This is a genomic window from Hymenobacter sediminis (assembly GCF_003231285.1).
Taxonomy (GTDB): Bacteria; Bacteroidota; Bacteroidia; order Cytophagales; family Hymenobacteraceae; genus Hymenobacter; species Hymenobacter sediminis.
Window position 1 is genome coordinate 901162 of sequence record NZ_QKNS01000001.1, and the last position, 23950, is coordinate 925111.

Sequence of the window (23950 nt, forward strand, 5' to 3'; positions counted from 1 at the left end):
ATGCTGACTTTGAAGGTAGTGAACCACATAAAGGTGCTTTCATGCTTTGTGCATTTCCGTTGAGTAGGGTTTTAGAGTAAGGGAGGGGTAGAGCACAGTGGAGGAATAGGCGAAATTCTGAAGATGAAACGTCGGGGCTAATTTTTACCTTGCGGCGCAAAGCCCGCCAGGCAGCTGTCTGGCTTCTACCCTGATTCATTTCACCCCATTTCCTCATTCCTTATGAGCATTATCACCGAAATTCACGCTCGTCAGATTTTCGATTCCCGCGGCAACCCGACCGTTGAGGTGGATGTGACCACCGAGAGCGGTACTGTTGGCCGTGCCGCCGTACCATCGGGCGCTTCTACTGGCAAACACGAAGCTGTGGAGCTGCGCGACGACGACAAGTCGAAGTATATGGGCAAAGGCGTGCTGAAAGCGGTGGAAAACGTTAACAGCAAAATTGCCGAAGAGCTGATCGGCTTCTCGGTGTTCGAGCAAGGCCTGCTTGATAAAATCATGCTGGAGCTGGATGGCACGCCCAACAAAGCCAATCTGGGTGCTAACGCCATTCTGGGGGCTTCGCTGGCTATTGCCCGCGCCGCGGCGGCTGAAGCTGGTATGCCCTTGTATCGCTACGTGGGCGGCGTAAACGCCACCACGCTGCCCGTACCCATGATGAACATCCTGAACGGTGGTTCGCACGCTGACAATAGCATCGACTTCCAGGAGTTCATGATTATGCCCGTAGGTGCTCCTTCGTTCTCGGAGGCACTGCGCTGGGGTACTGAAATCTTCCATCACCTGAAAAATGTACTCAAGAAGCAAGGCCTGAGCACAAACGTGGGTGACGAAGGTGGCTTCGCCCCGAACATCAAATCCAACGAAGATGCCATTAAAGTAGTCCTGCAGGCTATTGAGACGGCTGGCTACAAGCCTGGCGACGATGTGATGATTGCCATGGACGCTGCCGCCTCAGAGTTCTACTCGGATGGTCACTACCACTTCAAGAAAAGCACCGGCGACAAGCTGACCTCTTCGGAAATGGTGGCTTACTGGACCGACTGGACCAAGAAATACCCCATCATCAGCATTGAGGATGGCATGGACGAGGACGACTGGAGCGGCTGGAAAAACCTGACGGACAGCATTGGCTCAACTACCCAGCTGGTGGGCGACGACCTGTTCGTGACCAATGTAAACCGCCTGCAGCGCGGCATTGATGAGAAGATTGCCAACGCCATCCTCATCAAAGTAAACCAGATCGGTACGCTTTCGGAGACGATTGACGCCATCAACCTGGGCCGCCGCAACGGTTATAAAAGCATTATGTCGCACCGCTCGGGCGAGACGGAGGATAACACCATCTCCGACCTGGCTGTGGCCCTGAACACTGGCCAAATCAAGACGGGCTCGGCTTCGCGTTCCGACCGGATGTCGAAGTACAACCAGCTGCTCCGTATTGAGGAGGAGTTGGGCGAGGTGGCCTACTTCCCCGGCCGCAAAATGTAAAACAGAGTCAGTGCCGCTGGGCATTAATTCTGATGCTTAACCTAAAACGGTGTCGTGGCCTACGGGCGGCGGCACCGTTTTCGTTAGTGCTGTTATTAGCCGAAATCATGATATTTGTAAAGCTGCCTGCTTATCAGTACTTCCTTTTGCCTTCTCTGCCATGAGTTTCTCCAGCGTTTTCGAACGGGTGCCGCGCTTTTTGCGCAGCTTTTACTTTCTGGCCGGCTCGTGCTTTCTAGTCTGGATGTTTCTGTTTGATGCCAACGACTTCATGAAACAGTATGATATGTACGCGAAATGGCAGGAGCTGCAGAACGATAAAGAGTATTACCTCCGGGAAATCGATAAAGTCAAAAAAGACCGGGCGGAACTGCTCAGTAGCCCCGAACTGCTGGAGAAATTTGCCCGGGAGAAGTATATCATGAAGCGCCCCGGCGAGGATGTATTTGTGCTTATACCTCAAGATAAAGAAGCCGAGGACTAAATAAGTAGTGGCTCAGTAGTTGCGTAAGGGTATCTCATGATAAAACGCTTGGGCCTGCTGACTGCTTTGCTAAGTTTGCCACTGTGGGCAGCCTCGGCTCAAAATTTGCCCTCGCAAGTGCAGGTAGCCCGTCGGTTTTTGCTGGCGGTTGTGCAAGGCAATTGGGAAGCAGCGTATGCTTGGTTGACACCCGAGGCACGACAAGGCCTGACATTGCAGCAGTTCCAGGGGGTAGCCCAGCCATTCAAAGCGAAGGCGGCCCACTACGGTGAGGTCATCGACTTATACAAGCTTGGCTACCGCCTGCGCGGAGCCGAAACGCCAGAGCCTTTTGTGGCCTTTTCATTTCGTTCCGATACCCTACGGCGGGTGCCACACTTCCAGCTGGATGTTACGTTCCGGGACTCCACAGCCCGGCAGGTGCAGGGGTTTAGTCTAATACCACTGGTAGGGCCGGCTAAATAAGGATGAGGTAGGAAAATTTGCGGCCTACCCGGGCAGAGAAATCTTACCCATGCTCACGGCCGGTACCCGCTGGTGCCCGGCCCCCAGACTAACTGGTTGGCCCGCAACAGCCTCGTTGGCCAGCACTGCGAACAGAATAGCCTCCTTGGCATCGGGAAGTACGCCCAGGACATCGGTGGAAGAAAACTGGCAGTGGGGCAGATGGCGCTTCAGGGCAGCAAGCAGGGTAGGATTATGTGCTCCGCCACCACTGGCATATACCGCCATTCTAGGGGTAGGGCCGAAGGCTTGAACTGCGGCATGGGCCACTCCGAGGGCGCTGAATTCCGTGAGGGTCGCCAAGACATCTTCTGGCTGCAGACCGGTAGTATTACTCCGTTGCTGGGCTTGCAAGAGGTAAGAAGCATTGAACAGCTCAGGGCCAGTGGTTTTGGGCAGGGGAGCCTCGAAAAAAGGATGATCCAGGAGTGCCGCCAGTAGGCCGGTGTGCACCTGCCCGGCGGCGGCAAGCTTGCCATCGGCATCATAAGCTAGGGTAGGGAAGTGGGTGCGCACGGTGGCATCAAGCAGGGTATTGCCGGGGCCCGTATCAGTGCTGAAAATGGTGTGGGCGTCTTGGCCTGCGCGGGGCAGATAGGTGAAGTTGGCAATGCCACCTAGGTTCAGTAGCAGGCGCTCTTCGTCGGGGCTACTGAGCAGCAAATAGTCGCCGTAGGCTGCCAGCGGTGCGCCCTCACCTCCGGCTGCAATATGCTTCTGCCGAAAGTCGCTGAGCGTGATGATACCCGTCAGGACGGCTATGTGGTCAGCATCACCGAGCTGCAGAGTAGCGTTGAACGGAAAGCTGGGGTGCTGGTGCTGATGTTGGGGCGCGTGATACACCGTTTGGCCGTGGCTGGCTACCAGATCTACTTCCTGGGGGCTCACTTTCCACTGGGTGAGGCAGTCCAAAATGATAGTCGCGTGCAGGCGGCCCAGCCAGGCGTGCAGCAGCGTCAGGTACTCCAGGCTCACTTGCTCGCGCGCAAAAACCTGCCGAATGCGTTGGCGCACCTCCGAGGGGTAGGGCACGGTAGTAAAATGCTCTAGCTTTAGCTGCGTCTCAACTCCGTGCCCATGCAGCCGACACAAAGCCACATCTAACCCATCAAGTGAGGTGCCCGACATAAGGCCGATGATGCGGCGACTGGGTTGTTGGGCAATTCGGAAAAGGTGGACGAGATGTTGATTCATGCTGAAGTAGACTTTGTGCCGTTTACTACTGGGTTCCCTAAGGAGAAATATTTTTTGTACTTCCTATTACCAAATCAGGCACAGCAAGAGCTTGTAGGCGTACTCAGCGGCAAAGAAAGCAAAAGGGCTCTACCGAAATTCGGTAGAGCCCTCTCAGTAGAAATTCCAGACAGCCGCAGCTGGCTATTCAATCTTCTTGCCGGCCATGGCCTGACTGATGCTGATATTCATGACGCGCTCGGCGAAGGGACGAGTCAGCTCTTCCAGCTCATCTACCGCTTTCAGGATGGTGTCTTTGTCCTGGGTAGTGAGAGCCGTCTTGAGTTGCTCCACGCCAGCAGTGGTCTGGCTGATTTCTTCTTCGGTGAGGTGCTGACCGTTTTTGGCTACGAAGCGCTCCACCTGATAAAGCATTTGCTCGGCTACGGTGCGGGCTTCAATCACCATGCGAGCCGCTACGTCCTCGCGAGCGTGGGTAAGCGAGTCCATCAGCATCTGCTCCACTTGGTCGTCGGTGAGGCCGTACTGGGGCTTGATTTCCACGGCCTGGCGGGTGTTCGAGCGCAGTTCAATGGCCTCTACCTTCAGAATACCGTCGGCATTCAGAATGAAGTTCACATCTACCTTCGGCAAGCCGGCGGGCATGGCCGGAATACCGCGCAGGTCAAACTCAGCCAGCTTGCGGTTTTCCTTCACTAGGTCCCGCTCGCCTTGGTATACCGAAATTTTTAGGTTTACCTGCCCGTCCACGGAAGTGGTGTACTGGCGGCCGGCTTTGGTAGGTATTTTGGAGTTGCGCGGAATAATGGGGTCCATGAGCCCACCTAGTGTTTCAATTCCCAAGGTGAGGGGCGTCACGTCCAACAGCAGCACGTCGCGGCGGTTACCACCCAGAATGTCGGCCTGAATAGCGGCGCCCAGAGCTACTACCTCATCGGGGTTAAGGGAGTTGTTCGCGGGCTGCTGGAAGAATTCTGATACGGCCTCGTACACCAGCGGCACCCGGGTAGAGCCGCCTACCAGCAGCACGGCGTCCAGATCCTGGGGCGTAAGCTTGGCATCGGCAAGGGCTTGGCGGCAAGAGGTAATGGTACGGGCCACGAGGGGCTGCACCAACTCATTGAATTTGGCTTTGGAAAGAGGTAGGGTAGTACCGCCAAAATCAGCCTCAAACGTATCCTGGCTGCTGAGTTGGCGCTTGGCCTGCTCGGCCAGTAAGCGCAGCTCCTGCTGGGCCGAGGGGTTCTGGAATAAAATCGTTGAAAGCTGGTACTCGCTGGCCCAGTGGTCGTAGATGGCACGGTCCAAGTCGTCGCCACCCAGGTAGGTGTCGCCGTTGGTGCTCAGTACTTCAAAAATGCCCTGCTGAATGCGCAGAATGCTGACATCGAAGGTGCCGCCGCCCAGGTCGTACACGGCTACGGTTTTTTCTTCGTCGGGCGAGAGGCCGATACCATAGGCCAGGGCTGCTGCCGTAGGCTCGTTTACAATGCGCAGCACTTCCAGACCCGCCAGACGGCCAGCATCACGAGTAGCCTGGCGTTGGGAGTCATTAAAGTAGGCGGGCACCGTAATAACGGCCTTGTTGACCGGCGTTTTCAGGGCGTGCTCAGCTCGCAAGCGCAGCTCCTTCAAAATCTCAGCCGACAGTTCAATGGGCGAGTAAAATTTTTCGCCAACCCGGATTTTGACCAGCCCTTCCGAGTTGTCATCAATTACCTTGTAGCCCAGCTCCTCGGCGTGCTGTCCTAGGTCGTGGTACGATTTGCCGAGCAGGCGCTTCACGGAGTAAATGGTGTTCTGGGGCTCGGTGAGCAGATACTGTTTGGCATCGGTGCCCACAATGGGCGCATCGCCGCCCCCGGGAAAGTGCACCACGGAGGGTACAATGGTGCCGCGGCCCTGGTCGTTGATGGCAAGGGGCTGGCGGCCTTCCGGGTGGATGTAGGCAACCAACGAGTTGGTGGTACCCAAGTCAATGCCGACGATGATTTCTTCCTGCTGGATGCTGCCAGTGGAGAGGTTAATTGCAACTTTGGCCATAAGCAACAAAGCGCGCCGCGGCGCGCCGGAGAAGTACGAAAACGTAGGGGAGAGGCATCTATAACCAACCTGCGCCCCGAATGGCACAAAAGTACGGAACAAATGTGCGAGAAAGCAGGCTGCCGGAAGTTCAGAAGCTACCCGGCTAGGGCAGAGTCCGCTATGCACGGCTGGTATGGCTTTGACGATAGTCAGGGGGTAGGAAAAGCCGGCACCGGGCGCGTTAATTTGTATGTAGCAGCGTAAATGCCGATTTTCGGCGGTCATAACCCCGATCTTATGCACCCACGCGCTACGTTTCCTTTCCTGGCTGCTTCTGTGGCCCGTAGTTTCTGGTGGCGGTGGGCACTGCCGGTTTTGGTTGGTGTGCTTAGCGCGGGCTGCAGTCAGTCGTCGGTGGCCGATGTAGCGGCTTCTCCGCTGCGGCCTGCTACCGCCGCGCCTACCCCCGCTGCAGCGGTCAAGGCTGCCGCCATACCAGATTCACTGCGCCTGACGCCGGTGCCACCACTGGCCGGCGTGCCCGATTCGCTCCATGAGGCCGTGCGGGTGCTGCACAGTCGGCTGGGGGCTGAAGCGGCGGGGCTGCGGCTAGACGTGCTGGAGCGGGCCTGCGTGGGATACCTGAACCTGCGCCGGGTGGGCAAAGTGCAGCAAGTGGGACGGCTGGCCGTAGCCGACATGGATTTGCCTTCCTCGGAGCCGCGCTTTTGGGTGATTGATCTGACCAATGGGCGCGTGTTGCACCAGAGCCACGTTGCGCACGGGCGGGGCTCGGGGAAGCTGCGGGCCCAGCGCTTTTCCAACGTCATGAAGTCTGCCTGTACTGCTTTGGGGTTCTACCGCACGCAGGACACCTACCAGGGCAAACATGGCCTTTCGCGCCGCTTACGGGGCCTCGATGCCGGCCAGAATGATAACGCCCTGCGCCGCTACGTGGTGTTGCACGCCGCAGATTACGTGAGCAAGCAGCACCTTGAAAAGCACGGACAGGCTGGCTACAGTCGGGGCTGCCCCGCCCTACCCCCCGATCAGTACCGAGCCATCATTAAAGCGGTAGGAGAGGGTGGCTGCTTGTATCTGAGTGGACCCGGGGCGGAATCAAAGTGGCTGGAAGGCGCAGTGGCTGCCAAGCAGCTGCAACTGCGAGGGTGGCAGTAAGGATTGCCTTTCCCTTCCTACCTCGTCGGCCCGGTCAAGCCGAAAAGGTGTTGGAGAGGAAAGCCGGTTTGGCTGGCTAAGGAATCAATATGGAAAGAGCTATGTTATAAGCTCAATGAAGCAAGTGAGAGTCCGGAAGCATCCAGGTTTCGCTTGCTCCCGTATAGAATTTCTATCTGAATGAGCGTATCTTACTTAGGTGCCTCATCCTGCAACCAACACTGAATTCGGCCCGATGGAAAATCAAAGTGTAGTTCGTCGTCAGCGCCTTAAGCGCCGGGCACGCCGGCTAACCCGACGTCTGCTGCCCTTCGTAGCTTCTTTGTTTCTGGCTACTCCTTTGGCGGCGCCGGTAGCAAAGTCTAAGGCTGCTACTACCAGTTCGTCGCGCCAGGCAGCGACACCGGTGGTTGCCCCGACGGCTGTTTATAATCAACGCCTCCACGACCTATATCAGGATCTGGGGGTAGAGCAGCAGGGCCTGCGCTTTGAGGTGTTTGAGAAGGCTATGACGGGCTACCTCAACCTGGAAAGCGAGGGCAAGCTGAGTGCCAAGCAATTGCTGACTGTGGTAGATTTTAGTCTGCCTTCCACCGAAAAGCGCCTGTGGGTGCTGGACTTGGCCGCGAAGCAGGTAAAGTTTCACACGCTGGTAGCACACGGCCATAACTCCGGCGAAAACATGGCGACGAACTTCTCCAACGAGAATGAGTCGAACATGAGCAGCCTGGGTTTCTACGTAACTCAAGGCGAATACACCGGCAAGCATGGCCGCTCCCTGAAGCTGACTGGGGTAGATGAAGGCTATAACACCAATGCCTTGTCGCGGGCGGTGGTGATGCACGGCGCCGAGTACGTAAGCGAGGACTTTATCCGGCAGTATGGCCGTTTGGGCCGGAGCTTGGGTTGCCCTGCGTTGCCCATGGACCAGAAAGATGCCATTATTGAAGCTGTAGGCGGCCAAACCTGCTTGTTCCTGAATGGCCCCGATGCGCAATACTCCTCGAAGTACCTGAACCAAGACGTTGCCATGAGCAAGCTGCTCGGCGAAACGCACATGATTTAAGGTTTCTGAACCTGAACATAAAAGCCCGCCCGGTAATCCGGGCGGGCTTTTATGTTCAGGTTGGGGGTAGTACTTACAGCTTCACGCCAAACTTGGTGCCTACGGTTTCCAAGTCTCTCAGCACCGGCTCCAGCAGCGGAATACCCTCCAGCAGCCGATGCCCCGACATTTCCCGCTCCGGGTCGCCGGGAATGAGCACCTGCTGGCCTTCTGTAGCGCGGGCGTTGCGGAAGGTGGTAATCCAGTTGTCCATGTGGGCCTTGAACTCGGCGGCCGGGCGGAAGGCATCTACCCGCATGGCCCCGAAGAAGTGGCCCAGGCCTTCACCCACGGGGTTAGCTGAGGGTTGCAGGAAGGCCACAAAAGGGGGCACCCAGGGCCCGTAGTTGGCGCCGCTGAGTACGGCCGAGAAAATATCGACTACAGCACCTAGGCCGTAGCCTTTATGTGAGCCAGTAGCGCCACCGAGGGGTAGCAAGGCCCCGCCATTTTTTACCGCATTGGGGTCCGTGGAGCCTACCCCGGCCGCATCCTGGGCCCAGCCTTCGGGGATGGGAATATTTTTGCGTTGGGCAATTTCGAGCTTGCCATTGGCCGCCGTGGTGGTAGCCATATCTAGCACAAAGTCGGGCTGGTCGCCAGCGGGTACGGCTACGGCAATAGGGTTAGTGCCTAGCAGCCGCTCCAGGGAGTAGGTAGGCGCCACTAAGGGCGAGGCATTGGTCATGGCTACGCCAATCATGTCGTGGGCCAGGGCTTTCATGGCGTGGTAGCCGGCAATACCGAAGTGGTTGGAATTCTTCACTGATACCCACCCGGTGCCTACCTGCCGGGCCTTCTCCAATGCCACCTCCATGGCCTTGGGCCCCACTACCAGGCCCAAGCCCCCGTCGCCATCTACTACGGCCGTGCTGGGCGTTTCGTAGGTGACGCCCACGCGCGGGGTAGCGTTGATGCGGCCGGCTTCCCAGAGGCGTACATACCCAACCAGGCGCGCTACGCCGTGCGAGTCGATGCCGCGCAAATCGGCGGAAAGCAGGGTTTCAGTGGCAAGCGTTGCGTCCTCATTGGAGCAGCCTATGCCTTTGAAAACAGATTCCGTGAAGGTGAAAAGCTGGGTATAGGGGAGGGTTGTCGTCATGAGGAGGGGTAGGGATTGGGCCCGGAAACTGATGGGAAAGAAGGCGCCCACGGAGGCTGTTCTCCGCTGGCGCCTTCATCATGGCCCAAACTTACACCATCCGAATTTTACTGCTGCTGTTGCATCTGCATTTGCATTTGCATTTGGAGCTCCAGGTGGCGGCGGTAGGAGTTGACGGCGGCGGGCTTATCCTTTACCTCATAGGTGTAGCTGGGCTCCTGGGGCAGCGCCACTAGGCTCCCTGACTTCCCGCTTTCAATATGCACCGACACATCGAGGCGGTGGGAGCTGGTGCCTTTGTAGGTGCCTTTCACGGGGGTGCAATCGGGGAAGTTACGGCCAATAGCCAGGCGTACGTGCCCATCATTGACGATGCAGTTGTTAGTAGGGTCGAGGCCCAGCCAGCCGTAGTACGGAATGTAGGCCTCCACCCAAGCGTGGGTAGCGCCCGAGCCCCGCACACCTTCCCGATCAGGACACACGTAGCCGCTCACGTAGCGTGCCGGAATGCCTACTATCCGCAGCATGGCCAGCAGCATGTGGGCAAAATCCTGACAAACGCCTGCTTTTAGCTGCCAGATTTCCTCGGCCGGCGTTTCTATGTTGGTAACCCCTTGCCGGTACTGGAAATTGTCGTACACGTATTCCGAGAGCACCAGAGCATTTTTGAGGGGCTTATCGGAACGGTTTACCAGTTGATCGAGGGTAGCCTTCAGATTCTGCGCCGAAGCGAAGCACTCCTCGCACAGAAAGTCGATAAAGGTGGGGTCGTGGTGGATTTCCTGTAAGTGCTGCCACTGCTGCTCGGCGGGCTGCTCGTCCATCGGAAACTGAATGGGATGCGTCACCACATCCTTCGTCGACTCGATAACCAGCACAGTATGCGGTTCCAGCACCGTGAAAATGCCTACTGTGTTGCCGAAGTAATCGGTGTAGTTGCTGATGGGGGTGTCGTGCGTGATGCCCGAATCGTGGGAAATAGTTACCTCGTGGCCGATTACCTCCAGTCGGTCGTCCTCGAGGGGGTAGAGCATGACCTGGTTGACGCAGTCGATTACCTCGGCCGCGTAGGTATAGCGCGTGATGTGCTTGATGTTGTAGGCAGGCATGAGCGTAGGATTAGCTTCTTCCGAAGTAATATTTACCGAAGGCCACGGCTACATCGAGCAGCTCCTGGCGGGTTTCCAGCAGAAAATCGTTGAGCTGCTCCGGCTCCGCCGCCGAAACGGTGCTGTACTTGACGTGGTTGGCCAGGCGGCCCACCATAAACTCCAGCCGCTCGTAGCTTTCCGGCAGGCTGTCGGCCCGCAGGCGCTCGAAGTACCAGCTGAGCCGGCTTAGGCAGGAGGAAAGTGAGTGGGCGAAATGGCTGTTGTGGAGCACAAACTGCAGCACGCTGTCGGGGTTGAAATTGCCGCGGTAGGTTTTCAGATACAGCTCGTGGCCGAACAGAGAGTGTAGCAGGTAGCGCAGTTCGGGCGCATCCAGGCCGCTGGTCATAGAATCGGCATTGTTGGCCCACCGGATGCGCAGAATGTCGGTGGTTTGCAGAGCCCGCTCCAGCAGGCGGCCCATGGTGAGGTAGCCGTAGCCCTCGTCGCGGGGCATGGTGTTCTGCACGGCCCCGGTAAACACCAGCCCGTGCCGCATCAGCGCATCAATCCCCGACATCGGGTCGCCGTACCGGATTTGCTGGGCTATTTCCTCGCTCCGAATGGCGTGGTAATAGTCATTTAGGCACTGCCATACGTCGCGGGTAATGTGGTCCTGGGCCGAGCGGGCGTTTTCGCGGGCCTGCAGCACGTTGTTGTATGCTGAGGCATCGTTATGCTTATCCAGAATAAGATGCGCCAGTACCCGCGCCGTGTCGCCTTCCGTGGCGGCCAGTTCTTCCGCCGACAAATGGCCATAGCTGTACAACACCGGGCGCCAGCTGAAGTCGTGCGGACTGTCCTGGGAAGCCTGGTAATAAATGCGGATAACCTGCAACATGGCTTGGGTGCGTTCCATGTAGCGGGCCAGCCAATAAATCGTATCTGCAACGCGGCTAAGCATGCGGGGAAAGTTGAAATAGTGAAGGAGTGCTTGAATGAGCGAGGTAGTGAACGATGGATGAGTGAAGCGGCGCTGAAGTTAGCTTTGCGTTGATGCCTGCCCAGCCAGGGTTTGCACTGGCATTGGGGGGTAGGCAAAAAATGCCTCAGCGGCAAGAGGGGCACAGACTGGGCTGCACCTGCTCAACACACTTTGCTCATCCACTCGCTTGCTCATTCACCTAATACCCAGGTGTCTTTGCTGCCGCCGCCCTGGGAGGAGTTAACCACCAAAGAGCCTTCCTGCAGGGCTACCCGGGTCAGGCCGCCGGGCACGATGTCGATACCACCGGGGCCGTAGAGGGCGAACGGGCGCAAATCCACGCGGCGGGGTTGGAGCACACCGTTGATGTAGCAGGGGGTAGAGGAGAGGCTGATGATAGGCTGGGCAATGAAGCTGCGGGGGTCTTCGGTAATGGCTTCCCGGAAAGCCTGCATCTGCTCCTCAGTGGCGCTGCTGCCAATGAGCATACCGTACCCACCCGACTCGTTGGTACGCTTAATCACCATTTTGTCCATGCGCTCGAACACCATGTTGCGCTGGTCTGGGTTGCTCATCTGGTAGGTGGGCACCGTTTTCAGGATGGGCTCCTCGTTCAGGTAATACCGAATCATTTCCGGCACGTAGCTGTACACGGCCTTATCGTCGGCTACGCCGTTGCCCATGGCGTTTACAATGGCTACGTTGCCTTTGCGGTAGGCTGCATAAATGCCAGGTACGCCCAGGGCGCTGTCGGGCCGGAACACCAAGGGGTCCAAGAATTCGTCATCTACGCGGCGGTAAATCACGTCCACTTGCCGCAGGCCTTTGGTGGTCTTCATGAACACATGGTGGTTGTGCACAATCAGGTCGCGGCCTTCCACCAGCTCAATGCCCATGAGGCGGGCCAGGGTCGTGTGCTCGAAATAAGCCGAGTTGTAGATGCCTGGCGAGAGTAGGACCACCGTTGGGTCGCTGACGTGGCGGTTGCCCAGCGCCAGCAGGTTGCGGAACAATAGGTCCGGGTAGTCTTTTACGGGCTGCACATTGCTTTTGGGCAGCAAATCGGGGAAGATGCGCGAAGTAATGCTGCGGTTCTCCAGCATGTACGACACTCCCGAGGGCGTGCGCAAATTGTCTTCCAGTACATAAAACTGCCCGTCGGCGTCCCGAATAAGATCTACGCCCGCAATGTGGGTATAGATGTCGTAGGGCACCTGCACGTTCACCATTTCCCGCAGAAACTGCGGGCAGGAGTAAATAAGAGCCGCCGGAATGACGCCATCCTTCACGATGAACTGCTGGTGGTAGATATCCTTGAGAAAGATATTAAGCGCTAGCAACCGCTGCTTGATGCCGGCTTCAATGTGCTTCCACTCCTGGTGCTGAATAATGCGCGGGATGATATCAAAGGGAAAAATCTTCTCGATGCCTTCGCCGCTGTTGTACACCGTAAATGTGATGCCCTGGCTCATGAACAGCTTTTTCGCTAGCTCATCCTTGCGGGTCATTTCGGCGTGGGGCAGGTTCTCAATAGCCGAAACAAAGCTGCGGTACTCCGGGCGGATGTGCTCGGCATGGAACATCTCGTCCCAAACGTTGGGCTGCTCTTGGTAGGCGTGTAGCAGAGCGTGTTCTTTCATGGTGGGTAGGGTAGGAAGGGGCGGTTTCGGCGCGCATTTTTGCTCTTATCATTACCTACGGTTAAGGAAATATGAAGTTGTATTTTATTGATAGGTAGGATAGCCGGTGTCGCTTAGTGGCTCATACTCACAGCTAATGATTTAGCTGAAAAATTCTTAGAGTTAAATAGCAGTTGAGCTTACTGAAACTAGCGTAGCTGGGCAGTAAAGGCTATTTAAATACTGCATCTGTCAGCTTTCTAGCAGAGGTGTAAATGAACCAGGGCGGACTTATCTACTCTTGAGCTTCGCTCGTGTAGTATAGCTTGGTTTGGATATTAGTAAGTTGTGGAGGTTAGTGAATTTGTGGTCTTCCCGCCAGAAGCTAAACCAGAACCTATCCACCACCTCTGCGTTTGACTGGGCTTGATGCCCCTAGGTGGGGGTAGCAGTTGACGGGAGAAATTGGTATGAAACTCTTTAAGTGCACCCACTGCGGGCAGTTGGTTTATTTTGAAAACACGCACTGCGAGCGGTGCCACTCCCCCTTGGGCTTTGATGCACAGCAGCAGCAACTAGTGGCGCTGGAGCCACGCCAAGAACAGCGTTTTGTCCTCTATGGGCACTCCAATGAGTCTTTGTACAGCTATTGCGCCAACCACGCGCATGAGGTCTGCAACTGGCTGGTGCCGGCGGGCAGCCATACCGAGTTTTGCGTGGCCTGCCAGCTTAATCGTACCATTCCGAAGCTAACGGAGCCCGGCCACATAGCCCGCTGGCAAGAGCTGGAAAAAGCCAAGCACCGGCTGGTGTTTAGCTTGCTGCAACTTGGCCTGCCGGTCATCAGCAAAACCGAAAACGAGGAAACAGGTCTGGCTTTCGACTTTCTGGCCAACGAGCAAAAGCCCGAAGGCGAGAAGGTAATGACCGGCCACGACAATGGGCTCATCACCATCAACATTGCGGAAGCCGACTCCGTGGAGCGCGAAATGGCCCGCAAGTCAATGGATGAGGTGTACCGCACGGTGCTGGGCCACTTCCGCCACGAGGTAGGCCACTACTATTGGGAGCGGCTTATTGAGCACACCAACTGGCTGGCAGAATACCGGCAGTTGTTCGGTGATGAGCAGGAAGATTACGGCGAGGCACTGAAAAAACACTACGACCAAGGCCCACCCGCCGATTGGGCCGAGCACTACATCAGCGCTTACGCTACCACGCACTCCTGGGAAGATTGGGCCGAAACCTGGGCCCACTACCTCCACATTATGGATACGCTGCAAACCGCCTACGCCTTCGGCCTCAGCGTAAACCCGCGCCGGGCTACCGATGAGCAGAACCTTGACGCTGCCATTACAGAGGACCCTTACGGAGTAGCCGACTTCAACCGCGTGATGGAAATGTGGCTACCCCTCTCATTTGCCATGAATAGCCTGAACCGCAGCATGGGCCAGCCTGATTCCTACCCCTTCATTATTGCGCCCGACGTGGTGCGCAAGCTGGACTTCATTCATCGGGTGTGCCGCCAGGCCAAGGCCGACGGTATGAAGACGGCTGCTTGAGTTAGCAGGGCGGGGTAGGGAAGTAGAGGTAAGGTGCGACTTTGTTTTAAAAGCTACGCCTAATTCAAATTTCCGAGGTGGTATAGGACCCAAATTAAAACCCCGTTTCTCTTCTGATCTGAGGAGAGAAACGGGGTTTTAGTCTGCAGCTTGAACCAACTATTTTTCCAGCATTTCGGCCAGCAGGCCTTCTTTGAGAGCGTAGGCCGAAGTTTGGATGTGGGTGATGCCAGTCATCTTCAGCACGAAGTCAATCAGCACAGAGGCCACGACTAGCATATCGGCGCGCATGGGTAGGATGCCCGGCAGGGCCACGCGCTGCTCATGGTTGAGGCTAAGCAACTGCTGGTAGCTGCGTTGGAAGCTTTCCAGAGCTAACTCGGTGCGAGGCGGAAGCTCGGCTTCGGTGCGCAACTGACCCAACTGCATATCGGCCAGGCTATCGAAGCTGCCCGATGCGCCTACCACGCCTATTGGCCGAAACTCCTGCACAGCTGCCGCCAACGGAGCCAGCACCTCCGTCAGGTACTGCTGCTCCGCTGCCACCCCTTCGGGAGGGAAGACGCCACTGGGGTCCGAAAAAAACTTGTCGAGCAGCCGCTGAGCGCCAATTTCAAAGCTTTGCTTCCAGAAGATGGTGGTGGCATCGGCTATAATAAACTCTACCGAGCCGCCGCCAATGTCCATAATCAGGTGGGGCTGCGTACCCAGTGGTACGGCCCGCCGCACTCCTTTGGCAATCAACTCCGCTTCCCGCTCCCCCGGAATTACCTCCACCCGAATACCGGTTTGCTCGAAAATGGCCTGGGCCAGCGCCGGCCCGTTGCGCGTTACGCGCATAGCGCTGGTAGCCGTAGCCCGCACGTCCGTGACCTGATGCAGCTCAATTTCCTCCTTGAAACCAACCAGCGTGTGCAGCGCCCGCTCGAATGCCGCCGGCGCAATTTCTCCTTTGCTGATGCCCCCTTCGCCTAGCCGCACGCCTACCTTGGTGCGCAGCAGCGTAACGGGTTGCTGGTGGCTGGGCTCGGGTAGCTCCACAATAAGCAGGTGAAACGTATTCGTGCCCATATCAATCAGGGCCAGACGACGATGGCGAGGAGGATGCTGTGACACGGGAATAGGTGATGGAGTGGTGAAGAAAATAATGGCAGGTGAGGAAAAATCGTGACTGCCGAAAGAGGAAAGTAACAGGTAAGAGAGAATAAGAAGAACGTCATGTCGAGCTTGTCGAGACATGACGTTCTTCTTATTTCCTACCCCCGCTTAAACCGCAAACCGGCAAAAAGTGCCGAGTGGCAGCTTGCGGGCGGCTTTATCGTGCAGATAAATTTCCCCGATTTCACGGCTTTGGCGGGCCTGCGGAAATATTTCGTGGACCAGGTTTTCCAGAATCAGCGCCGAAAAGCCCAGGGAGTACAGGTTGATAAGGAAGAAGTGGTCCTCGGGGTCTAAAAGCTCTTTGCAGAGCTTAAGCATTTCATTCAGCTCATCCTCCAATTGCCACTTCTCGCCGTTGGGGCCGCGGCCGTAGGCGGGTGGGTCCAGAATGAGGCCCTGGTACTTGCTGCCGCGCTTTACCTCGCGCCGCACGTACTTCATGGCGTCCTCTACCAGCCAGCGCACCCCGTCCAGGCCGGAAGCTTCCATATTGTCGCGGGCCCAGAAATTTACCTGCTTTACGGAGTCGAGGTGGGTGACGTCGGCGCCGGCGGCGCGGGCGGCCAGGGTAGCCGCGCCGGTGTAGGCAAACAGGTTCAGCACCCGAGGCTGGGTAGCGCGGCGTTGGCGCGTCTGGTTATAAATGAACTGCCAGTTGGGGTCCTGCTCCGGAAACAGGCCTACGTGCTTGAACGACGACATTCCCAGCCGAAACCGCAACTTCAGCCCATCGGGCCGCTCGTAGCCGATAACCCACTGCTCGGGTGTACCAGGCTTAATTTTCCACTGGCCGCGCTCCTGGCTGCCCTTCTCGCGGGTGAAAATGGCGTTGGCCCGCTGCCACTCCGAGGCGGGCAGGTGCGGGTCCCAGATGGCCTGGGGCTCGGGGCGGGACAGAATGTGTTTGCCGAAGCGCTCCAGCTTCTCAAAGTTGCCGGCGTCAATCAGCTCGTAGTCGGCCCAGGGGCTGGTGGTGAGGAACGTGTACATAGAACTACCTTTACGCTGCCCGTGGGGGCAGGCAGGCAAAGGTACGGTATGGCACAGTCTCGGTCGGCACCGTATCTTGAAGGGGAAGACAAAGCAGGAGCAAGATGCCACACGAAATCAACCGAATTACCGACCAACTGCGGCGGGCTTTTGATGGAGATGCCTGGTCTGGGCCTTCCCTGCAGCAAACCCTGGCGGGTATCACGGCCGCGCAGGCTGCTGCCTACCCTCTGGCCGGCGTGCATAGTGTAGGGGAACTGGTACGCCACCTCACCACCTGGGCAGCCACCGTAGCCCAGCGCATTGAGCAGCGGCAAGTAACTTCACTCACCGATGAGGACTGGCCCGCCTACCCCCCGGAGCCCGATGAAGCCCGCTGGCAGCAGGCCCGGCAGGAACTCCGGCAAGCACACGAGCGGTTACTAGCAGCCACCCAAGCCCTAGCCGAAACCGACCTGGACACCGTGCTGGGCGAGCCTGATGACCGGCCGGAAGGCTCAGGAGTTTTGCTTTATGTGCTGCTGCATGGCACCGTGCAGCATTATCTTTACCACGCCGGCCAGGTAGCGCTGCTGCGCAAGTTTTTCTAACCTCCTTTTGCTTTCCCCAGTGACGCTTTCTTTTTACAAATACCAAGGCACCGGCAACGATTTCGTGATGGTGGACGACCGCGCCCATCAGTTCGATGAGCACAACCATCAGCTCGTGCGTTTCCTCTGCGACCGGCGCCGCGGCATTGGGGCCGATGGCCTGATTTTGCTGCGCCAGCACCAGCAGTACGATTTCGAGATGGTGTACTTCAATGCCGATGGCTACGTGGGCTCCATGTGTGGCAACGGCGGGCGCTGCACCGTGGCCTTTGCCAAGCAGCTGGGGGTAGTAAAAGACACTACCCATTTTCTGGCTGCCGACGGCCCCCACGATGCCCGCGTAGATGCCGATGGCACGGTACACTTGCGCATGCAGAACGTTATTGGCCAGCAGGAGGTAGAGGAATACGGCGTGTTTCTCGATACTGGCTCGCCTCACCTCGTGCGCTTTCAGCCCGCCAGCACCCTCGCCGAGCTGAACGTATTTACCGAAGGCCGGGCTATTCGCTACAACGAGCGGTTCCGGGAGAAAGGCACCAACGTAAACTTCGTGGAGGCACCTGCTACCCCCGGTCAGCCCTGGCAAGTGCGCACCTATGAGCGGGGGGTAGAGGATGAGACCCTGAGCTGCGGCACGGGCGTTACGGCCGTGGCCCTGGCCGCTTCCCGCCGGGGCGCCACCAGCCCGGTGCACCTGCGCACCCCCGGCGGCGACCTGCGCGTGTCCTTCGAGGCTCATCCTGATGGGTCTTTTACCAGCATCTTCCTCAGCGGCCCCGCCACGCGGGTGTTCGACGGCAAAATAGAGGTAGCAGATCGGGTAAAATAGATCTGAATAGAAACACAAAAAGAACGGTCATGTCGAGCTTGTCGAGACATGACCGTTCTGTTATACTGTGTGACAAAAAACAACGCGGCCCGCAGGACGATACATATCGTCCTGCGGGCCGCGTTGATTACTACCAGGCTGGTTACAGCTGCCGGTCGCCTTTGGTGAAGTCCAGCATCCAGCCGGGGTATTCGGGCGCCAGTTTGCTCACTTCGTCCAACTGCTGAAGATCCTCGGGCGTGAGCTGAACGTCCACAGCCTTGAGGTTATCTTCCAGCTGATCCATTTTTTTAGCCCCAATGATGACACTGCTCACCACGGGTTGGTGCAGCAGCCAGGCCAGCGCCAACTGGGCCACCGTAGCGCCTTTGGCTTCAGCCATGGGCCGAAGCGCATCAATAATATCGAAGGCCTTCTCTTTGTCAACGGGTGGAAAGTCGAAGTTCACGCGGCGGGCGCCTTCCTCGTTCTGGTTTTCGCGGTTGAACTTACCGCTGAGAAAACCACCGGCCAGCGGGCTCCACACCATCAGGCCTACCTTCTGATCCTGCAGCAAAGGCACCAGTTCGCGTTCCAGGTCGCGGCCGGCAATGGTGTAGTAAGCCTGCAGCGAAACGTACTTTTCAACGTGGTTGTAGGTGGAGTAGCTCAGCGCCTTCATAAGTTGCCAGGCTGCCACGTTGCTGGCCCCGATGTAACGCACTTTGCCGCTGCGCACCAAATCGTCGAGGGCGCGCAGGGTTTCCTCCAAAGGCGTTAGCGGGTCGTAGCTATGAGTTTGGTACAAGTCGATGTAATCGGTTTTCAGCCGACGCAGGCTGTCGTCAACCTGCTGAAAGATGTGCTTGCGTGTCAGGCCGGCATCGTTAGGGCCTTCACCCATTTTACCGCGCACTTTGGTTGCCAGCACAATATCGTGCCGCGAGATGCCCAAGTTGTGCAACGACTGGCCCGTTAGCTCCTCCGACAGGCCTTCCGAATACACGTTGGCCGTGTCAATAAAGTTAATGCCAGCGTCGAGGGAGCGTTTTACCAGCTCGTCAACAGCTTGCTGATCCAAGGAGCCAATGGCCGCCGCCCAGCCTTTACCACCAAACGTCATGGTGCCCAGGCACAGCTCTGATACCTTCAGACCAGTATTGCCTAGCAGGTTATATTTCATGTCAGGAAGATTTAATTGGATGATACCTGACTCAACTTCGAGGCCCGAAGGAATGTTAAGGTAAAATTCGGGCCTTGAACCCGGTTTTGCGACGAGGCCCGTAGGTTTGCTACCCCCACTCACGGCCTGAACCATGCTCCGTTCCGAATTAATTTTTCTGCGCCCTCTGGAAGCCGAAGACCTCGATTTTCTGTACGCGCTGGAAAATAATCCGGAGGTTTGGGGGGTGTCCGACACGCTAGTACCTGTGTCGCGGCACGTGCTGCGGCAGTATCTGGATAATGCCGCAGCCGATTTTTTTGAGGTGCGGCAGCTACGGTTGGTTATTTGTGCAGTAGCTACAGGACAGGCCGTAGGTACATTGGATATTTTCGGGTTTGAGCCTTTGCACCAACGGGCAGGGGTAGGAATTACCATTTTATCGGAATTTCGGCAGCAGGGATACGCTCGTGCTGCTTTAACCCTGTTGCTCTCCTACGCCCGGCAGCAACTACAACTTCACCAGGTTTATTGCACTATTTCGGTGTTAAATATGGCCAGTCTACAACTGTTTGAGGGGGTAGGATTCAGTAAGGTAGGGGTTCGAAAAGAATGGCTTCGGACCCCTGAAGGCTGGCTGGATGCTGTAGAAATGCAATATATTCTAGGCTGAGGTAAGAAATATCCCGTATGTTAGGCTCAACAGAGCCGAGCACATTTAGTTGAAGCTCATCTATACCCTTTTTTTATGGGGGGCGTATGAGGGATAAACAGCAGCTAGCCATCCTGCTCCCAGCTCGGTAAATGGGCTGCTGTTATAACGTATTATCCCGCCTTTATGTCGCTGTCTCCACCAGCGGAGCCGCCAGTGCGCGCCTCCCAACCTTCCCTCGCTACCCAATCTGCTGCCCCTGCCGAAACGCTACCCTACGCCCTGCCTGATTTAGTTTGTTTTGCCCACCTGCACTGGGACTTCGTATGGCAGCGGCCCCAACACCTGATGTCGCGCTTTGCGCAGCAGGGTCGGGTGTTCTACGTGGAAGATGCCTTCTACCACGCCGATAATCTGATTGAGCCGCACATGGAAGTGAAGGAGCGGCAACATGGCCTGAAAGTGCTGGTAGTTCACCTGCCAGACCATTTGCGCCACAACGAGGAAGCCTCCGAGGAGGCCCAATATGAAGTATTGCGTCAATACTTCACGGAGCACAACGTCGAGAATTTTATTGCCTGGTACTATACCCCTATGGCCCTGGGCAAGTCGCGCAAATTCACGCCGGCACTTACCATCTATGATTGCATGGATGAGCTGGCAGCTTTCAAATTTGCGCCCCCAGCCCTGCAGGAGCGGGAGCAGGAGCTGTTCAAGAAAGCCGATTACGTTTTCACGGGTGGCCATACGCTGTACGAAGCCAAGAGTAAGCAACACTCTGATGCACACCCTTTCCCCAGCAGCATCGATAAAGACCACTTTGGGCAGGCCCGTCAGGAAATGCCCGAGCCCGCCGACCAAGCTGGCATTGCCCACCCCCGCGTGGGTTTCTTTGGGGTAGTAGATGAGCGCCTCGACATTGAACTGCTCCGCCAGCTGGCCGACGCGCACCCTGAGTGGCAGTTCGTGATTATCGGCCCGGTAGTGAAAATTGACCCGGCCATGCTGCCTCGCCAGCAAAACATCCACTACCTCGGTGGTAAAGACTACCAGGAATTGCCCGCCTACCTACGTGGCTGGGATGTGGCTACCCTGCTCTTTGCCGACAACGAAAGCACGAAATTCATTTCGCCTACCAAAACGCCGGAGTACCTCGCGGCTGGCCGCCCGGTAGTAAGCACACCTATCCGCGACGTGGTGCGCCCATACGGCGACCTAAACCTGGTGCAGATTGCCTCTAATGCCCAAGACTTCGGCGCGGCCATTGAAAAAGCCCTGCTTCAGCACCAGGATGCCGACTGGCGCCAGCGCACCGATGACTACCTCGCTACCATCAGCTGGGACCAGACCTGGCAGCAAATGGTAGCGCTGATGCAAAAGAAACTGACCTCTACCCCGGCTACCCGCTAGCTGGTCATATCGAGTTATCTCCTAACCGGCTGGCGTAAGCAAGGGGCCGAAAGGCCACCTGGCGACCCAGCTACCCTACCAAAATTCCTCGCCCTCCTGTCCACCCTGCCCGTTCATCCCCCTCATTCTTTCTCCAAAACTCCGCTTAGCTATGTTCGATTATCTCATCGTCGGAGCCGGATTTGCCGGCAGTGTATTGGCCGAGCGGCTCGCTACGCGCTCCAATAAAAAAGTGCTCATCGTGGACAAGCGTAGCCACATTGCGGGCAATGCCTACGACCACTACAACGAGGAAGGCATCCTGGTCCACAAGTACGGACCTCACATTTTCCACACCAACTCGAAAGACGTTTTCGAGTACCTCTCCAACTTCACTGATTGGCGCCCTTATGAGCACCGCGTACTGGCTTCTGTGGATGGCCAGATGGTGCCCATGCCCATCAACCTCGACACCATCAACAAACTGTACGGCCTTTCGCTGAACAGCTTTGAAGTAGAACAGTTCTTCGAGTCAGTAGCCGAGCAAGTGCCCGTTATCAAAACGTCGGAAGACGTGGTGGTAAGCAAAGTAGGCCGCGAGCTGTACGAGAAGTTCTTCAAGAACTATACCCGCAAGCAGTGGGGCATGGACCCCTCCGAGCTGGATAAGTCGGTAACCTCGCGTGTGCCTACCCGCACCAACCGCGACGACCGGTACTTCACCGACACTTACCAGGCCATGCCGCTGCACGGCTACACCCGCATGTTTGAGCGCATGTTGGACCACCCCAACATCAAGGTGATGCTCAACACCGACTACCACGACATCGTGGACTTCATTCCGTTCAAGGAAATGATTTTCACGGGCCCTGTAGACGAGTATTTCGACTTCAAATACGGCAAGCTGCCCTATCGCTCGCTGGAGTTCAAGCACGAGACCCTGAACCAGGAAAATTACTTGGCGGCTCCAGTAGTCAACTACCCCAACGACAACCTGTACACGCGCATTACGGAGTTTAAGGCTCTCACCGGCCAGAAGCATCCCAAAACCAGCATCGTGTACGAGTATCCGAAGGCTGAAGGCGACCCGTATTACCCCGTACCACGCCTCGAAAATGCCGAGCTGTACAATAAGTACAAGAAGCTGGCCGACGAGACGCCCAACGTACACTTCGTGGGTCGCCTGGCTACCTACAAGTACTACAACATGGACCAGGTAGTAGCTCAGGCCCTGACGTTGTATAAGAAGCTCACGGAGAAAACCGAGGAAGCGCAGAAAGCTGCCAAGCCGGCTATCATTGGCTCCACCTCCATCATGGAGAAGCTGGTGCCCCGCGACCCGGCCAAAGAATAGATTACCTTCTAGTTGGTTGTCAATAGTCTGTCACTCTGAGTGAGCAGCAGGAAGTTTTGGGTTATTACAGGCCAAGAGCCGATAACCGTAGAGCTGCCCGCTGCCGCCCAGAGTGACAGAACTGTTTCCGGACGGACGCAACTCAACACTGCTACCTCTGCCATCCGGGGCAATCCTAAACTCATATCGAATGGAAAAAGTAGAAGTATGGGGCGGACTGGAGTGTACCATTCGTCGGGTTGGCGACGGGTACTCCGACCAACTCATCAGCAGTGGGCACCGCACCCGCATTGAGGACCTGGACTTATTCGCCGAGCTGGGCATCCGCAAGTTGCGCTACCCTATCCTGTGGGAACAGGTAGCCCCGGAAAGCCTCGATAAGCCTGACTGGACCTGGACTGACGAGCGGATGAACCGCCTGCGCGAGCTAGGCATCGACCCCATCGTAACGCTGCTGCACCATGGCAGCGGCCCGCGCTACACCGCGCTAAACAAGAAAAACTTCGTGTCGGGGCTGGCCCGCTTTGCCGGCATGGTAGCCGAGCGCTACCCCTGGATAAAGCACTATACGCCCGTAAACGAACCTCTGACCACGGCCCGCTTTAGCGGCCTCTACGGCATCTGGTACCCGCACGCCCTCGACGATAAAACGTTCGTGCGCATTCAGCTCAACCACATCAAGGGCGTGAAGGAAGCCATGAAGGCTATCCGGAAAGTGACCCCGGATGCTCAATTGGTTCAAACCGAGGATTTGGGCAAGACACACTGCACGCCCAAGCTCACGGATCAGGCAGAGTTCGAGAACAATCGGCGCTGGCTCACTTACGATCTGCTCTGCGGCCGTATTGATCAGCAACATCCCATGTGGAAATACCTGCGCAAACATGGTGCTTCCGCCGCCGAGCTGTTGGAGCTGGTGCACGACCCCCTACCCCCCGATGTACTCGGAATCAACCACTATATCACCAGTGAGCGGTTTCTGGACGAGAACCATCAGTATTTTCCTAACCAGCACCTGTGCCAGAGTGAAGCTCGGGTAGACTATGCTGACGTGGAGGCCGTGCGCGTACGACTGGTGAAAATGGCCGGCATTCATGATTTGCTGCTGGAGGCTTGGGAGCGGTATAAGCTACCTATTGCCGTGACGGAAGTACACCTGGAGTGCACCCGCGAAGAGCAAATGCGGTGGGTAAAGTACATCTGGGATGCCGCTAATAAGCTCAAGGAAGAAGGCGTAGACCTACGGGCCATTACCATCTGGTCGTTGCTGGGCGCCTACGATTGGAACACCCTGCTCACCCAGGAAGGAGTTTTCTACGAGAGCGGCGTATTTGACATGCGCGGCGGTACTCCCCGTCCTACTGCTCTGTTCAAAATGGTTAAAAGTCTTGCTACAGAGGGGCATTACCATCATCCCTTGCTGCGCAACAAAGGATGGTGGGAGCGAGACGACCGTTACCTCTACCATCACCATTGTCCTACCTCCAAGACCGCCTGAAT

21 protein-coding genes are annotated in these 23950 nt (G+C 56.9%); 12 read left to right on the forward strand and 9 right to left on the reverse strand.

The annotated features are described in order from the left end of the window. The first annotated feature begins 222 nt into the window (after nt 1–222). From eno to DNI29_RS03890, 3 genes are all read left to right on the forward strand, one after another. Nucleotides 223–1494, forward strand: coding sequence for a phosphopyruvate hydratase (gene eno / locus DNI29_RS03880; RefSeq protein WP_110976731.1), 1272 nt, complete (start codon nt 223–225; stop codon nt 1492–1494). Nucleotides 1495–1654: 160 nt separating this feature from the next. After that, nucleotides 1655–1978 carry an FtsB family cell division protein gene (locus DNI29_RS03885; protein ID WP_110976732.1) on the forward strand — a complete coding sequence of 108 codons (324 nt, stop codon included), beginning with the start codon at nt 1655–1657 and terminating at the stop codon, nt 1976–1978. A 36-nt stretch (nt 1979–2014) separates the two neighbouring features. Then, complete coding sequence (locus DNI29_RS03890; protein ID WP_110976733.1) at nt 2015–2443, forward strand: hypothetical protein; 429 nt, start codon at nt 2015–2017, stop codon at nt 2441–2443. A gap of 24 nt (nt 2444–2467) precedes the next feature. Here DNI29_RS03890 and DNI29_RS03895 read toward each other — a convergent pair whose 3' ends face one another. Both DNI29_RS03895 and hscA read right to left on the reverse strand, forming a co-directional pair. Beyond that, complete coding sequence (locus DNI29_RS03895) at nt 2468–3676, reverse strand: anhydro-N-acetylmuramic acid kinase (RefSeq protein ID WP_110976734.1); 1209 nt, start codon at nt 3674–3676, stop codon at nt 2468–2470. A gap of 183 nt (nt 3677–3859) precedes the next feature. Next, a complete protein-coding gene (gene hscA, locus DNI29_RS03900; protein WP_110976735.1) occupies nt 3860–5719 on the reverse strand; it encodes a Fe-S protein assembly chaperone HscA in 1860 nt (619 codons plus the stop codon). Between the two features lie 279 nt (nt 5720–5998). Between hscA and DNI29_RS03905 the strand changes: the two genes are divergently transcribed. Both DNI29_RS03905 and DNI29_RS03910 read left to right on the forward strand, forming a co-directional pair. After that, nucleotides 5999–6880, forward strand: coding sequence for a murein L,D-transpeptidase catalytic domain family protein (locus DNI29_RS03905; RefSeq protein WP_162303498.1), 882 nt, complete (start codon nt 5999–6001; stop codon nt 6878–6880). 235 nt (nt 6881–7115) lie between these two features. After that, nucleotides 7116–7946: a murein L,D-transpeptidase catalytic domain family protein gene (locus DNI29_RS03910; RefSeq protein WP_110976737.1), complete on the forward strand. Its 831-nt coding sequence runs from the start codon at nt 7116–7118 to the stop codon at nt 7944–7946. Between the two features lie 73 nt (nt 7947–8019). On the opposite strand, the gene DNI29_RS03915 is transcribed toward DNI29_RS03910, so the two are convergent. The 4 genes from DNI29_RS03915 to DNI29_RS03930 all read right to left on the reverse strand — a co-directional run bounded on the left by DNI29_RS03915 (nt 8020) and on the right by DNI29_RS03930 (nt 12803). Then, complete coding sequence (locus DNI29_RS03915) at nt 8020–9087, reverse strand: Ldh family oxidoreductase (RefSeq protein WP_110976738.1); 1068 nt, start codon at nt 9085–9087, stop codon at nt 8020–8022. A 107-nt stretch (nt 9088–9194) separates the two neighbouring features. Further along, on the reverse strand, nt 9195–10196 hold the full coding sequence (locus DNI29_RS03920; RefSeq protein WP_110976739.1) for a transglutaminase family protein: 1002 nt from the start codon (nt 10194–10196) through the stop codon (nt 9195–9197). A 10-nt stretch (nt 10197–10206) separates the two neighbouring features. Further along, entirely contained in the window at nt 10207–11142 is a 936-nt protein-coding gene (locus tag DNI29_RS03925; RefSeq protein ID WP_110976740.1) for an alpha-E domain-containing protein, read from the reverse strand. 212 nt (nt 11143–11354) lie between these two features. Then, a complete protein-coding gene (locus DNI29_RS03930; protein ID WP_110976741.1) occupies nt 11355–12803 on the reverse strand; it encodes a circularly permuted type 2 ATP-grasp protein in 1449 nt (482 codons plus the stop codon). Nucleotides 12804–13252: 449 nt separating this feature from the next. Here DNI29_RS03930 and DNI29_RS03935 point away from each other — a divergent pair, with 449 nt between their 5' ends. Further along, nucleotides 13253–14344 (forward strand): zinc-binding metallopeptidase family protein, encoded by a 1092-nt coding sequence (locus DNI29_RS03935; protein WP_110976742.1) that lies wholly within the window; start codon nt 13253–13255, stop codon nt 14342–14344. Nucleotides 14345–14503: 159 nt separating this feature from the next. On the opposite strand, the gene DNI29_RS03940 is transcribed toward DNI29_RS03935, so the two are convergent. Further along, nucleotides 14504–15460 (reverse strand): Ppx/GppA phosphatase family protein, encoded by a 957-nt coding sequence (locus DNI29_RS03940; protein WP_238387989.1) that lies wholly within the window; start codon nt 15458–15460, stop codon nt 14504–14506. A gap of 150 nt (nt 15461–15610) precedes the next feature. Further along, complete coding sequence (locus DNI29_RS03945; protein WP_110976744.1) at nt 15611–16495, reverse strand: class I SAM-dependent methyltransferase; 885 nt, start codon at nt 16493–16495, stop codon at nt 15611–15613. 104 nt (nt 16496–16599) lie between these two features. Here DNI29_RS03945 and DNI29_RS03950 point away from each other — a divergent pair, with 104 nt between their 5' ends. Further along, nucleotides 16600–17085 carry a DinB family protein gene (locus DNI29_RS03950; protein ID WP_110976745.1) on the forward strand — a complete coding sequence of 162 codons (486 nt, stop codon included), beginning with the start codon at nt 16600–16602 and terminating at the stop codon, nt 17083–17085. Between the two features lie 19 nt (nt 17086–17104). Further along, entirely contained in the window at nt 17105–17914 is an 810-nt protein-coding gene (gene dapF / locus DNI29_RS03955; protein WP_110976746.1) for a diaminopimelate epimerase, read from the forward strand. Between the two features lie 142 nt (nt 17915–18056). Here dapF and DNI29_RS03960 read toward each other — a convergent pair whose 3' ends face one another. After that, nucleotides 18057–19076: an aldo/keto reductase gene (locus DNI29_RS03960; protein ID WP_110976747.1), complete on the reverse strand. Its 1020-nt coding sequence runs from the start codon at nt 19074–19076 to the stop codon at nt 18057–18059. Nucleotides 19077–19209: 133 nt separating this feature from the next. On the opposite strand from DNI29_RS03960, the gene DNI29_RS03965 reads away from it, so the two are divergent. From DNI29_RS03965 to DNI29_RS24840, 4 genes are all read left to right on the forward strand, one after another. After that, complete coding sequence (locus tag DNI29_RS03965; protein ID WP_110976748.1) at nt 19210–19728, forward strand: GNAT family N-acetyltransferase; 519 nt, start codon at nt 19210–19212, stop codon at nt 19726–19728. Nucleotides 19729–19893: 165 nt separating this feature from the next. Next, complete coding sequence (locus DNI29_RS03970; protein ID WP_110976749.1) at nt 19894–21117, forward strand: glycosyltransferase family 1 protein; 1224 nt, start codon at nt 19894–19896, stop codon at nt 21115–21117. A gap of 151 nt (nt 21118–21268) precedes the next feature. Beyond that, nucleotides 21269–22450: a UDP-galactopyranose mutase gene (gene glf, locus DNI29_RS03975; RefSeq protein ID WP_110976750.1), complete on the forward strand. Its 1182-nt coding sequence runs from the start codon at nt 21269–21271 to the stop codon at nt 22448–22450. A 190-nt stretch (nt 22451–22640) separates the two neighbouring features. Beyond that, nucleotides 22641–23948, forward strand: a complete 1308-nt coding sequence (locus tag DNI29_RS24840) for a family 1 glycosylhydrolase (protein WP_238387990.1) — start codon at nt 22641–22643, stop codon at nt 23946–23948. The last annotated feature ends 2 nt before the right edge of the window (nt 23949–23950 follow it).